The sequence below is a fragment of the Roseivivax halodurans JCM 10272 genome (genome assembly GCF_000521785.1).
Classification (GTDB): domain Bacteria; phylum Pseudomonadota; class Alphaproteobacteria; order Rhodobacterales; family Rhodobacteraceae; genus Roseivivax; species Roseivivax halodurans.
Map to the genome: position 1 here is coordinate 22,335 of NZ_JALZ01000016.1, position 13,780 is coordinate 36,114.

Here is a 13,780-nt window from a genome sequence, read left to right on the forward strand (position 1 = left end):
GTGTCAGGCGCAGTTCTGCAAATTTGCGGCGCGATGACCAGAGGCGCCGCGCGCTCAGGCGGGCCCGGCGCCCTCGAGCTGTCTCTCGCGGCGGATGACGACGAGGATGGCGATCACGCCGCAGGCCGCCGTGATGAGCTGGATCCAGAGCAGCGGCCATGGTCCGGTGCCGGGATGCAGCAGCGCACCCGCCAGCGCCGACAGTGCGGCGCCGCCGCCGATCATGATTGCTCCGGCAAGCCCCGAGGCGGTCCCGGCGAGGTGCGGCCGGACGGACAGTGCGCCGGCGGTGGCGTTCGGGATGGTCATGCCGTTGCCGAGGCCGACGAAACACATGAAGCCGAAAAAGCTGAGCGCCGAGCCGTGGCCGCTCGCGAAGACCAGCATCGAAGCGGTGACGCCCGCGGCGTTGATGCCCGCGCCGATCATCACCATGCGGTTGACCCCGACCGAGGCCGAGAAGTGCCCGGACGCCCAGTTGCCGAGAACGTAACCGACCGCGGGCGCGCCGAAATAGATGCCGAGCGTCGCAGGGTCGAGGCCGAAGACTTCCGAGCCGACGAAGGGCGCGCCGCCGAGATAGGAAAAGAACGCGCCCGAAGAGAAGCCCGCGGCGAGCGAGTATCCCCAGAAGCGGGGCGATGTCAGAAGCTCGGGATATTCCCGGAACTGCTGCCCGAGGCTCAGGCCCGACGGGGCGGCGGTCTCGCCGAGATCCTTCCAGGTGAGCCAGAACATCAGGAAGCCCGTGGCGAGCATCAGCCAGAAGTTGGCCTTCCATCCGAACGCCTGGTCGAGCACCCCGCCGATTGCGGGCGCGATCATCGGCACCAGCGCCATGCCCATCGTGACGTAGCCGATCATCGACGCGGCGCGGTCCTGCGGGACCATGTCGCGCACCACCGCCCGGCCGAGCACCATCGCCGTCACCACGGTCGCCTGGATCATCCTGAAGACGAGGAAGACGTAGATGCTCGAGGCGAAGATGCACCCGATCGTCGCGAGGATGAAGATGCCGATCCCGCCGAGGATGACGGGCCGGCGCCCGAGCTTGTCCGAGACTGGTCCGATGACGATCTGAAGCGCCGCGTTCACCCCGAGATAGACCGCGACCGAGAGCTGCACGAGCCGGTATTCCGTGTCGAAATACTCCGCCATGCCGGGCAGGCTCGGCAGGAAGATGTTCATGGCCAGCGCCGAGAGGCCGGACAGCAGGATCAGCGTGGCGATATGGGGCGGGGTGCTGCGGTCTAGAAACCGGGCATTCGGCAAATTGGACATGCATTTCGGTCTAGGTCGGCGGGCGGGACCTGTCCATCTCGCGCGAATGTCTTTGCGCCTTTGCAGTTTGGTGGCGGAGCTATATGCTGAATTTGCAAATTCGCACAATTCCACTTGAGGGCGCAAGCGTCGCTTGTATGTTCCGGCCGAGGAAATCTCAGGGAGCGGGCACGTGAAGGACATTCTCCAGGAACTCGAGGAGCGCCGCGCGGAGGCCCGGCTGGGCGGCGGTCAGAAGCGGATCGACGCGCAGCATTCCAAGGGCAAGCTCACCGCGCGCGAGCGCATCGACCTCCTGGTGGACGAGGGCTCCTTCGAAGAGTTCGACATGTTCGTCGCCCATCGCTGCACCGATTTCGACATGGAGAAACAGCGCCCCTACGGCGACGGCGTCGTGACCGGCTGGGGCACGATCAACGGCCGGCAGGTCTATGTCTTCTCCCAGGACTTCACCGTGTTCGGTGGCTCGCTGTCCGAGACCCACGCGCAGAAGATCTGCAAGATCATGGATATGGCGATGCAGAACGGCGCGCCGGTGATCGGGCTCAACGATTCGGGCGGCGCGCGCATTCAGGAGGGCGTCGCCTCGCTCGCCGGCTATGCCGAGGTCTTCCAGCGCAACATCATGGCCTCGGGCGTCATCCCGCAGATCAGCGTCATCATGGGCCCCTGCGCGGGCGGCGCGGTCTATTCCCCGGCGATGACCGACTTCATCTTCATGGTGAAGGACAGCTCCTACATGTTCGTGACCGGCCCCGACGTGGTGAAGACGGTGACCAACGAGGTCGTCACGGCCGAAGAGCTTGGCGGCGCGACCACCCATACACGCAAGTCCTCCGTCGCGGACGGGGCCTTCGAGAACGACGTCGAGGCGCTCGCCGAAGTGCGTCGTCTCGTCGACTTCCTGCCGCTCTCGAACCGCGAGAAGCCCCCCGTCCGGCCGTTCTTCGACGAGCCGGGGCGGCAGGAAGCGAGCCTCGACACGCTGATCCCCGAGAACGCCAACACGTCCTATGATATGAAGGAGCTCATCGAGAAGGTCGCCGACGAGGGCGATTTCTACGAGATCCAGGAAGAGTTCGCCAAGAACATGGTGACGGGCTTCATCCGGCTCGAAGGGCAGACCGTCGGCGTCGTCGCGAACCAGCCCATGGTGCTCGCAGGATGCCTCGACATCGATTCGAGCCGTAAAGCCGCGCGGTTCGTACGCTTCTGCGACGCGTTCGAGATCCCGATCCTGACCTTCGTGGACGTGCCCGGCTTCCTGCCCGGCACCGGCCAGGAATATGGCGGCGTCATCAAGCACGGGGCCAAACTGCTCTTCGCCTATGGCGAGGCGACGGTGCCGAAGGTCACGGTGATCACGCGCAAGGCCTATGGGGGCGCCTACGACGTGATGGCCTCGAAGCACCTGCGCGGCGACTTCAACTACGCCTGGCCGACCGCCGAGATCGCGGTGATGGGCGCCAAGGGCGCGACCGAGATCCTCTACCGCTCCGAGCTTGGCGATCCCGAGAAGATCGCCGCGCGCACGAAGGAATACGAGGACCGGTTCGCGAACCCCTTCGTCGCGGCCGAGAAGGGCTTCATCGACGAGGTGATCCAGCCGCGCTCGACCCGTCGGCGGGTGAGCCGGGCTTTCGCGGCGCTTCGGGGCAAGAAGCTCTCGAACCCGTGGAAGAAGCACGACAACATCCCGCTCTGATCCGATGGAGAGACCTGTCGCAGAGAATTGGGGTCCGGCGCCGGTCCGGCGTCACGGATGGTTCGTTACCTCCGGTGACGGCTGGCTGGTCCATGCAAGGATCTGGCCACCACGTTTCGATTGCATGGCACGGAGCGATTTTCCCCCTGCACGGGCAGGGCGGCTGGCGCGTGCCGTGAGGCAGGATCTGTGGCGTGCAATGAAGGGCTTGCGCGGTTTCGCTCCTGTGGTACTGATTTCACAAACCGGTGAAGGTTTGAGCATTTGCGCCGGTGGCCGCGTTGTGAACGGGCATCGGTATGACGGGCTCGACGCCGATATCGGTGCGCTTCTGTCCTCGCCGCGCCATCGCGCCCGGTGGCTGACATGGGCGCAAAAGGAACGGAGCGCGACATGAGTCGCCGCACGATCCGAAGAACGACAGAGGTAGCGGGCCAGACCCGCGCTTGCGCAGTCCCGGCGGGAGGAGACCCGAAAGGGGGCCGGGACTGCCACAATTCCAATCCTAATTCAGACATCGCGAAAGTGGCGCAGGGCCGTGGAGACACGCCAAGCGTGCGCGCGTTGACGACCGGCGGCGCGGGTTCCGTCACTGGCGACATACGTGAGCGGATTGTTGCAACGGCGTTGTATCCCGGACACGATGCGCCACTTCTGCATTTCGGAGCTTTTCTTGTGTTCACACAATATCTTGGGATGCGTTCTTCGCGTCGCCCGAATTGTGCGTCTTGCGCGCCACATGCCGCGGGCTGTCGCGCCGTCACGTATCCAAACCCCGAAAATTTCGTTAGCGTCGGGGGTGGTCGCAGGAATGTGACCGCTACATTTCTTGCAAGACGGCCCGCCGATTACGGCGACCGCCGTTCATGGAACACTGACAGGAGACGAGAATGTCCCACATCGTTAAGTTTGCCGCCCTCTTCGGTTTTGTCGCAGCTCTGTCCGCATGCGGCGGCCAGCAGGAAGAAGAGTACGTCGTCGTCGAGCCCGAGCCGGTCACCCAAGAGCCGGTCTACACCGGCAAGTACAAGTAATCGGAACGGGGGACGGATCGGCCTCCGATCCGTCCCGACCCCCGGGCCCGCGCGGGCCTTCGCTGCGGCGGAGGTGGCCCCATGCTGAAGCACCGCGGATTTCCGAGCCGTCTTCCCGGCTCCGACTACCAGTTCACCCTGCGCAGAGCGAACCCCAAGGGGGCGACGCCGATCATCCGGCGCGACCGCTATGCAGATCGCCGGCCGCCCGACAGACGCGCCGATCTCTATTTCATGGCGGCGCTCTGGCAGCAGTTCGGCACGGAACCCTTCGAACGCGGCAACCTCGATGCGGGGCGCCTGTCGTGGCTGTTCGGCCGCGAGGTTCTCGCCTACGACGATCCCTTTGATCCGGCCGATTACGAGGCCATGCTTGTCATCGATGAGAAGGCGGCGCGCGCCTCCTTTCCCGATGCCTTTGACCCGGATTTCTGGGCGTGATCCTGCCGAACGTAATATCGGTTGGGCAGGAAAGGGCCGAGACACGCACAGCGTGCGTGCAGGTCTTGCCGGGTGCCAAGGCGTTTGCAAACGTGAGGCCGTCCCGTAACGGGGCGACAGCATCGCGGTCGGCCCATGCCGGCCCGTTCGCACACCGTACCCCTACCCCTGCCGGGCGGTCTCGTACGTATCGCGTGCGGACCCCCGGTTTTTTTTCCGGCAGGGCCTGCCCCGGCGGCAATGGGCGGACATTCGCGCATGGGGTCGCATCACAGCGGCCTTCTGCTCAAGCCCTCGTGATCCGGGGCTTTTCTCGGAACTGCGAACGACGGAAAAGAGTTGCCACCGCGTACCATAAGGACGTGCAACGGGAACGAAGGGATATTCTTCCATGCTCAAGATCGCAAAACTTACCGCACTCGTCGGTGTCATGGGCGCAGGCCTCGCTGCGTGTGAGACGTCGGATCTGCCGCGCGCCGCAACCGGTGCTGGTGCAGGCTACCTCGTCGACCGCGCGACCGGCGGCGACGGCACCGTGGGTGCAGCGGTCGGCGCTGTCGGCGGCACCGTCTGCGACGACGTCACGCCCGGCATCTGCCGCTGATCTGACGACCCCTGGCGCGGCGCCACGCCGCGGAACCAGAAAGTTTTCGGCCATCGGAGCTTCGCGCTCCGGTGGCCTTTTTCATGTCCGCGTCCGCCCGGAGAGGGCGACGCCAAGACCAATGCACCGAAAGGGACGGAGATGTTCGACAAGATCCTGATCGCCAACCGCGGCGAGATCGCCTGCCGCGTCATCAAGACCGCGCGCCAGATGGGCATCAAGACGGTGGCGGTCTTTTCCGACGCCGACAGGAACGCGCTGCATGTCGAGATGGCGGACGAGGCGGTCCGGATCGGCCCCGCGCCGGCGAACCAGTCCTACATCGTGATCGAGAACGTGATGGAGGCGATCCGCAGCTCGGGCGCGCAGGCAGTGCATCCGGGCTACGGCTTCCTGTCGGAGAACCCGAAATTCGCCGAGGCGCTCGAGGCCGAGGGCGTCGCCTTCATCGGACCGCCCAAGGGCGCCATCGAGGCGATGGGCGACAAGATCACCTCCAAGAAGATCGCGCAGGACGCGGGCGTGTCGACAGTGCCGGGCGTGATGGGCCTCATCGAGGATGCCGACGAGGCGGTGAAGATCAGCCAGGAGATCGGCTATCCGGTCATGCTCAAGGCCTCCGCCGGCGGCGGCGGCAAGGGCATGCGCATCGCCTGGACCGACGAGGAGGCGCGCGAGGGTTTCCAGTCCTCGAGGAACGAGGCCAAGAACAGCTTCGGCGACGACCGGATCTTCATCGAGAAGTTCGTGACGCAGCCGCGTCATATCGAGATCCAGGTGCTCGCCGACGCGCACGGCAACTGCATCTATCTCGGCGAGCGCGAATGCTCCATCCAGCGACGGAACCAGAAGGTGATCGAGGAGGCGCCGTCGCCCTTCCTCGACGAGGCAACCCGGAAGAAGATGGGCGAGCAGGCCTGCGCCCTCGCCAAGGCCGTCGGCTATACCAGCGCCGGCACGGTCGAGTTCATCGTCGACGGCGACAAGAACTTCTACTTCCTCGAGATGAACACGCGGCTCCAGGTCGAGCACCCGGTGACGGAGCTCATCACCGGTGTCGACCTCGTGGAGCAGATGATCCGCGTCGCGAACGGCGAGGCGCTGAGCATCACGCAAGACGACGTGAAGCTGAACGGCTGGGCGATCGAGAGCCGACTCTATGCCGAGGATCCGTATCGCGGCTTCCTGCCCTCGATCGGCCGCCTGACCCGCTACCGCCCCCCGGAAGAGCTGGATGTCGAGGGCGCCGTGGTGCGCAACGACACCGGCGTCTTCGAGGGCGGCGAGATCAGCATGTATTACGATCCGATGATCGCCAAGCTCTGCACCTGGGGGCCGAGCCGCGCCGAGGCCATCGAGGGCATGCGCAACGCGCTCGACGGCTTCGAGGTCGAGGGGATCGGACACAACCTGCCGTTCCTGTCGGCGGTGATGGATCACCCGAAATTCGTCTCCGGCGACATGACCACGGCCTTCATCCAGGAGGAATATCCCGAGGGCTTTCAGGGCGTGGAGCTTGGTGAGGCCGCGCTTTGCCGCATTGCCGCGGCTACGGCGGCGATGAACCGCGTCGCCGAGATCCGGCGCGCGCGCATCTCCGGCACGATGGACAACCACGAACGCAAGATCGGCGACGCCTGGAACGTCTCGCTTCAGGGCACCGATTTCGACATGACCATCGACGCCGACCGCGAGGGATCCACCGTCCGCTTTTCGGACGGCAAGACCCACCGCGTCGAGGGGGGCTGGACGCCCGGCGACCAGCTTGCGCGGATGACCGTCGATGGCGAGCCTCTGGTGATGAAGGTCGGCAAGATCTCGGGCGGCTTCCGCATCCGGGCCCGCGGCGCGGATTTCAAGGTCCATGTCCGCACCCCCCGGCAGGCCGAGCTTGCGCGCCTGATGCCGGAAAAGCAGGCCCCCGACACCTCGAAGATGCTGCTCTGCCCGATGCCGGGCCTCGTGGTGAAGCTGCATGTGGGCGAGGGCGACGAGGTTCAGGAGGGCCAGGCGCTCGCCACCGTCGAGGCGATGAAGATGGAGAACATCCTGCGCGCCGAGCGGAAGGCCAAGGTCTCCAAGGTCAACGCGGGCGAGGGCGACAGCCTCGCCGTCGACGACGTGATCATGGAATTCGAGTGACGCCATGAGAGACGCCGCCGCCAGCGTCGCCCGCCCGGGGCTCTTCGGTCACTCGCTGCGCGTCCGCCCCTCGCGCACTTCCTGCTGGCGGGCAGGCAGCTTGTCGATGGAGCGCGAGAGCTCCCGCACGTCCCAGGGAAAGGGTTTGCGCAGGATGCGGCTGCCGTCCTTGTCGATGAGGACCAGCATGAACTCGCGCGGACGGAGCGTCTCACGGATCTCGGAGCGCGCCGAGGGATCGGTGTCGGTCAGGACCACGACGTCGCGTGCGAGCAGGGCCTCCGCCCGTTCCGTGATATACTGCATCTGCTGGACATATTGCGGATCGGCCGGGTTGTCGGCGAACACCACCACCGGCCGCTTGATCCAGCGGAACTCCTCGAGCGTGCGTCCCTCCGCCGGGACGATCAGCTCGTCGGTGGCAGCGCCGTCCGCGGCAAGAACGGGCAGGGCCGAAAGAACGAGAGCGGCGATCAGGGACAATGTTCGGGTCATTGCACCAGATATAGGCGGAGGGCCGCGTCTTGGGTATCGCCCTGCGACGTATGGCCACGAAAATTTTAACGTTAACAGCTTTCTCGCCCGCCGGGCTGCCCTGCGGGCGCCTCGGGCAGGGGGCGCGCCGGTGGCCGATGGGACAGCGGCATGCCCGTGCAGCGCCCCCCGCATGATATCAGAAGGACCCCGGTCCGGCGACGGCGGCAGCGACCGCGACGCCGCGGGTGCAGACAGGAGGACAGGACGATGAGTGCGACCAAGGACGAGTGGAGAGCGCTGGCGGAGAAGGAACTCAAGGGCCGTCCGGTCGAGGAGCTGACGTGGAAGACGCTGGAAGGCATCGACATCCAGCCGCTCTACACCGAGGAGGACGTCCGGGACCTGCCGCATCTCGGCACGGTGCCGGGGTTCGAGCCATTCACCCGCGGCGTGAAGGCGACGATGTATGCGGGTCGCCCGTGGACGATCCGGCAATATGCCGGCTTCTCGACCGCCGAGGAGAGCAACCGTTTCTACCGCGCCGCGCTCGATGCCGGTCAGCAGGGCGTCTCCGTCGCCTTCGACCTCGCCACCCACCGCGGCTATGACAGCGACCATCCGCGCGTCGTCGGAGACGTGGGCAAGGCGGGCGTCGCGATCGACAGCGTCGAGGATATGAAGGTGCTCTTCGACGGCATCCCGCTCGATCAGGTGTCGGTGTCGATGACCATGAACGGCGCGGTGATCCCGGTGCTGGCGAATTTCATCGTCACCGGAGAGGAGCAGGGCCACGACAAGTCCGTGCTCTCGGGGACCATCCAGAACGACATCCTCAAGGAGTTCATGGTCCGCAACACCTACATCTATCCGCCCGAGCCTTCGATGCGGATCATCGCGGACATCATCGAGTACACCTCGGCCGAGATGCCGCGGTTCAACTCCATCTCGATCTCCGGCTACCACATGCAGGAGGCCGGGGCGAACCTCGTGCAGGAGCTCGCCTACACGCTCGCGGACGGCAAGGAATACGTCGAGACCGCCGTGGCGCGCGGCATGGACATCGACAAGTTCGCGGGGCGGCTGTCGTTCTTCTTCGCCATCGGCAAGAACTTCTTCATGGAGGCGGCGAAGCTGCGCGCGGCGCGGATGCTCTGGCACCGGATCATGACCGATCTCGGCGCGAAGAACCCGCGCTCGAAGATGCTGCGCACCCATTGCCAGACCTCCGGCGTGTCGCTGTCCGAGCAGGACCCCTACAACAACGTCATCCGCACCGCCTACGAGGCGATGAGCGCGGTGCTTGGCGGCACGCAATCGCTGCACACCAACGCGCTCGACGAGGCGATCGCGCTTCCGACCGATTTCTCGGCCCGGATCGCGCGGAACACCCAGCTCATCCTGCAGGAAGAAACCGGCGTCACCAACGTCGTCGATCCGCTTGCCGGCTCCTATTACGTCGAGAAGCTGACCCACGACCTTGCAGAGAAGGCTTGGGAGCTGATCGAGGAAGTGGACGAAATGGGCGGCATGACCAAGGCGGTCGCCTCGGGCATGCCCAAGCTCCGGATCGAGGAGGCCGCGGCGACGCGTCAGGCGATGATCGACCGCGGCGAGGACGTCATCGTCGGCGTGAACAAGTACCGCCGCGCCAAGGAGGACGATCTCGATATCCGCGACATCGACAACTCGGTCGTGCGCGACAGCCAGATCGCCGCGCTGAAGCGCATCCGCGACAGCAGGGACCAGGAAAAATGCGACGCCGCGCTCGCCGAGCTCGAGCGCGTCGCGGCGGAAGACGGCAACCTGCTCGCCGCCGCGGTCGAAGCCGCACGGGCGCGCGCCAGCGTGGGAGAGATCAGCATGGCGATGGAGAAGGTGTTCGGCCGTCACCGGGCCGAGGTGAAGACGCTCGCCGGCGTCTACGGCAAGGCCTACGAGGGCGACGAGGGCTTCGCCGCGATCCAGAAGTCGGTGGAGCAGTTCGCCGAGGACGAGGGCCGCCGGCCGCGCATGCTGGTGGTCAAGATGGGGCAGGACGGCCATGACCGCGGCGCGAAGGTGATCGCGACGGCCTTTGCCGATATCGGCTTCGACGTCGACGTGGGCCCGCTCTTCCAGACGCCCGAGGAGGCGGCGCAGGACGCGGTCGACAACGACGTCCACGTGATCGGCATCTCGTCCCAGGCGGCAGGTCACAAGACGCTCGCGCCGCAGCTCATCGAGGCGCTGAAGGAACAGGGGGCAGAGGACATCCTCGTCATCTGCGGCGGCGTGATCCCGCAGCAGGATTACGCGTTCCTGCAGAAGGCCGGGGTGAAGGCCATCTTCGGGCCGGGGACGAACATCCCCGAAGCCGCGCAGGACATCCTCCGCCTCATCCGCGAAGCACGCTGCGCATAAGGACCGGGCGGCCTCCCGCAAGGCGGCCGCTCCGGACGACAAGGCGATTGCGACGGTCATATCCGGATTTAACGAATCGTTGCCTCATCGGCAGAAGCGATGTCGCCCTATGCGCGATCTTCATTCCCGCAGCGCATACCCAGGCGCGAATGGGCGGAAGCCGAGTGTGAAGGTTTCTACCCGCGGTGATCCGGGTGATGGGTGATCGAGGGAACGTCTCGACCTCGGAAGGCGGAAAAAATCGTCCAGACAAGCCATGCATATTTTGCATGTCGGATATTCTCTGTCTTAGTTGCGGCCGACGGGAGCGCGCATTCTGTGGCGCTTCGTCGAAATTGGAGGAGTCTCGATGAATAACCACGTTTTGACCATTGCCGGCTGCACGCTTGCCCTCGGTATCGCCGTTCCGGCCGGAGCGCAGGACGTTGATCGTTCGGATTGGCCGTCCAGCTTCACGGTCGGCACCGCCAGCCAGGGCGGCACCTATTTCGCCTACGGCTCGGGCTGGGCCAACCTCGTCGCCGACGAGCTGGGTCTTTCGGGCGGCGCCGAGGTGACCGGCGGACCGATGCAGAACATGGCGCTCGTCCACACCGGCGATCTCGCCTTCGGCATGACGACGCTCGGGCCCGCACGCGAGAGCATGGAGGGCTCCAACCCGATCGCGCCCGGTCTCGAGATGACCAATGCCTGCGCGATCTTCCCGATGTACCAGACGCCGTTCTCGGTCACCGCGCTCAGCTCCTCGGGCATCGAGAGCATCTCGGATATCCCCGACGGCGCACGGATCGGCTTCGGGCCGGCCGGCTCGACCTCCGACACCTATTTCCCGCAGATGATGGACACGCTCGGCGTCAATTACGAGCGACGCAACGGCGGCTGGTCCGACCTCGGCGGCCAGTTGCAGGACGGGCTTTTGGACGTGATCGCCTTTGCGGCGGGCATCCCGGTTCCGGCCGTCAGCCAGCTCGAGGTGCAGACCGACGTCAACATCATCGAATACACCGAGGAAGAGCAGCAGCAGCTCATGGAGGCCTTCCCGGTCGCCGAGTTCGAGATCCCGGCCGATACCTACTCGACCCTCTCCGAGCCCGCGCGCTCGGTGTCGATGTGGAATTTCGCCATCGCAAGCTGTGACCTGCCCGAAAGCTTCGTCAAGGAAGCCGTCGCGGTCGTCATGTCCGACAACGAGCGCATGGTGAACATCCACCGTGCGGCCGAGTCGACCGTTCCCGAGAACGTGGACAAGAACACCGTTCTGCCGTGGCATCCCGGTGCCGCCGCGTGGTTCCGCGAGAACACCGATGTCGAGATTTCCGACGAGATGGTCTTCGGCGGCTGACGCCTGGGAGCATCCGGATCCGGGCCCGTGCGAGCGGGCCCGGATCCGTCATAAATCGGCAGGAGGTACGAGATGTCCCAGACCACACTGGATGAAGAACGAAACATCGCCGCAGGCGTCGACGACGAGGTGGTCGAGGGCAACCGGCGGGTGTTCGAAGGATGGCGCTTCACCACCGTCGCCGTGGCCGCGGGCCTTTACGCGGCGTTCCACATGGCGGCCCTCACCGGATTGTCGATCTCTTCCATGACCGGGATCGATCTGCCCTTCCTGCCGACCTTTCCGATGGAAACCTGGAACTTCCGCATCGTCCACGTGGCCGGCGCGCTGATCCTCGGCTTCCTGTTCTACGCCCCCAACGCCTTTCCCGAGAACGAGAGAGGCGAAACCCGGCTGATCGGCATTCTCGCCCTCGCCCTGGGGATCCCGGCCGTCCTGTCGCTGATCGTGGCGATCTGGTTCGCGCTGATGATCAATTCCGGCGTCCAGTGGACGGGAATGGACCCGACGATCAAGTTCCGCGAGACGTGGCTCTACGGCGCGCCGCTCTGGCTCGCCACGTTCGGCGGCATCGGACTGAGCTGGTGGCATCGGCGCGTCCGCTCGGGCTTCGCCATCCCCGACCTCGTCCTTTCGGTCTGCGCGGTGTCGGTCGCGGTCTACCTGATCACCATCTACGGCACGCTGATGCGCAACTCGACCGGCACACCCTTCGCGCCCATCGGCATCTCGATGGCCGCCGTGGCGGGCAGCGCGCTGATCCTCGAGATGACGCGCCGCGTCGCCGGCCTCGCGCTGGTCGTGATCTCGGCCTTCTTCCTGGTCTACGTCTTCACCGGCCAGTTCCTTCCCGGGTTCCTGAACTCCCCGCCGATCGAATGGGGGCGCTTCTTCAGCCAGCTCTACACCGACGCCGGCATCCTCGGCCCGACCACCGCGGTGTCGTCCACCTACATCATCCTCTTCATCATCTTCGCTGCGTTCCTCCAGGCCTCGAAGGTCGGCGACTATTTCGTCAACTTCGCCTTCTCGCTCGCGGGCAGGGCGCGGGGCGGTCCGGCGAAGGTCGCGATCTTCGCCTCCGGCCTCATGGGCATGATCAACGGCACGTCGGCGGGCAATGTGGTCGCCACCGGGTCCCTGACGATCCCGCTGATGAAGCAGGTGGGCTACAAGAAGAAGACCGCCGGCGCGATCGAGGCCGCGGCCTCGACGGGCGGACAGATCGTGCCGCCGATCATGGGGGCAGGCGCCTTCATCATGGCCGAGATCACCGGCATTCCCTACACCGAGATCGCCATCGCCGCGATCATTCCGGCCGTCCTCTACTTCGTGTCGGTCTACTTCATGGTCGATTTCGAGGCCGCGAAGCTCGGCATGGAGGGGATGAGCGAGGACGAGATCCCCTCGACGCGCGCGCTGATGAAGAAGATCTTCCTCTTCATCCCGATCGTCATCCTGATCGTCGCGCTCTTCATGGGCTATTCGGTCATCCGCGCGGGCGTCTACGCCACGCTCGCCGCCGTCGCGGTCAGCTGGCTGACGGCCCACCGCATGGGCCCGCGGAAGATCGGCAAGGCGTTCGAGATGGGCGGCGTCATGTCGATCCAGATCATCGCGGTCTGCGCCTGCGCCGGCATCATCGTCGGGGTCATCAGCCTCACCGGCGTCGGTGCGCGTTTCTCCTCGGTGCTTCTGGATCTCGCCTCGACCTCGCAGCTTCTGGCGCTCTTCTTCGCGATGTGCATCTCGATCCTCCTCGGGATGGGGATGCCGACGACCGCCGCCTATGCGGTTGCAGCCTCGGTCGTGGCGCCCGGCCTCGTGCAGCTCGGGATCCAGCCCCTCACGGCGCATTTCTTCGTCTTCTACTTCGCTGTCCTGTCCGCGATCACGCCTCCCGTGGCGCTGGCGAGTTACGCGGCGGCGGGGATCTCGGGCTCCAACGCCATGGAGACGTCGGTCGCCTCGTTCAAGATCGGGATCGCGGCCTTCATCGTGCCCTTCATGTTCTTCTACAACGCGGCGATCCTCATGGACGGCACGTGGGTCGAGATCATCCGGGCCGGCATCACCTCGATCATCGGCGTCTACCTGCTGTCCGGGGGCGTGCAGGGGTGGTTCATCCTCGGGCGCGCGGGCTACGTCACGCGGGTCCTTCTCGTGCTGGCCGCTCTGTCGCTGATTGAAGGGGGGGTGCTGAGCGATCTTCTGGGCCTCGTCTTCGTTGCCGCCGCCTATGCGATGCATCGGTTCCGCGACGCGGAGATCACCGCAACGGAGCTGCTGCGCGGCCGGGACAAGGCGAGAACGAGCTGAACGATGTGCGGCGCGCGCCCGGACCTCGAGGCGCG

The 13,780-nt window shown here is 65.6% G+C and carries 10 protein-coding genes; 8 read left to right on the forward strand and 2 right to left on the reverse strand.

Translation table 11 applies throughout. The features are described from left to right. Window positions 1–54: 54 nt before the first annotated feature. The gene (locus tag OCH239_RS14115) at window positions 55–1,281 is read right to left on the reverse strand and encodes a multidrug effflux MFS transporter (protein WP_037263951.1); all 1,227 of its coding nucleotides are present in this window, start codon (window positions 1,279–1,281) and stop codon (window positions 55–57) included. A gap of 172 nt (window positions 1,282–1,453) precedes the next feature. Between OCH239_RS14115 and OCH239_RS14120 the strand changes: the two genes are divergently transcribed. The 5 genes from OCH239_RS14120 to OCH239_RS14135 all read left to right on the forward strand — a co-directional run bounded on the left by OCH239_RS14120 (window position 1,454) and on the right by OCH239_RS14135 (window position 7,207). Further along, a complete protein-coding gene (locus tag OCH239_RS14120) occupies window positions 1,454–2,986 on the forward strand; it encodes an acyl-CoA carboxylase subunit beta (protein ID WP_037263954.1) in 1,533 nt (510 codons plus the stop codon). 890 nt (window positions 2,987–3,876) lie between these two features. Then, window positions 3,877–4,020: a hypothetical protein gene (locus OCH239_RS23300; protein ID WP_169733015.1), complete on the forward strand. Its 144-nt coding sequence runs from the start codon at window positions 3,877–3,879 to the stop codon at window positions 4,018–4,020. A gap of 81 nt (window positions 4,021–4,101) precedes the next feature. Further along, a complete protein-coding gene (locus OCH239_RS14125) occupies window positions 4,102–4,461 on the forward strand; it encodes a hypothetical protein (protein WP_037263958.1) in 360 nt (119 codons plus the stop codon). Window positions 4,462–4,852: 391 nt separating this feature from the next. Next, complete coding sequence (locus OCH239_RS14130) at window positions 4,853–5,065, forward strand: hypothetical protein (protein ID WP_037263960.1); 213 nt, start codon at window positions 4,853–4,855, stop codon at window positions 5,063–5,065. Window positions 5,066–5,206: 141 nt separating this feature from the next. Next, complete coding sequence (locus tag OCH239_RS14135; RefSeq protein ID WP_037263963.1) at window positions 5,207–7,207, forward strand: acetyl-CoA carboxylase biotin carboxylase subunit; 2,001 nt, start codon at window positions 5,207–5,209, stop codon at window positions 7,205–7,207. A gap of 48 nt (window positions 7,208–7,255) precedes the next feature. Here OCH239_RS14135 and OCH239_RS14140 read toward each other — a convergent pair whose 3' ends face one another. Beyond that, window positions 7,256–7,702, reverse strand: coding sequence for a DUF4174 domain-containing protein (locus tag OCH239_RS14140; protein WP_037263964.1), 447 nt, complete (start codon window positions 7,700–7,702; stop codon window positions 7,256–7,258). Between the two features lie 249 nt (window positions 7,703–7,951). Here OCH239_RS14140 and scpA point away from each other — a divergent pair, with 249 nt between their 5' ends. From scpA to OCH239_RS14155, 3 genes are all read left to right on the forward strand, one after another. Then, entirely contained in the window at window positions 7,952–10,084 is a 2,133-nt protein-coding gene (scpA, locus tag OCH239_RS14145; protein ID WP_037263967.1) for a methylmalonyl-CoA mutase, read from the forward strand. Between the two features lie 349 nt (window positions 10,085–10,433). After that, on the forward strand, window positions 10,434–11,426 hold the full coding sequence (locus OCH239_RS14150; protein ID WP_037263970.1) for a TAXI family TRAP transporter solute-binding subunit: 993 nt from the start codon (window positions 10,434–10,436) through the stop codon (window positions 11,424–11,426). Between the two features lie 72 nt (window positions 11,427–11,498). Then, complete coding sequence (locus tag OCH239_RS14155) at window positions 11,499–13,745, forward strand: TRAP transporter permease (protein ID WP_037263973.1); 2,247 nt, start codon at window positions 11,499–11,501, stop codon at window positions 13,743–13,745. Window positions 13,746–13,780 lie beyond the last annotated feature (35 nt).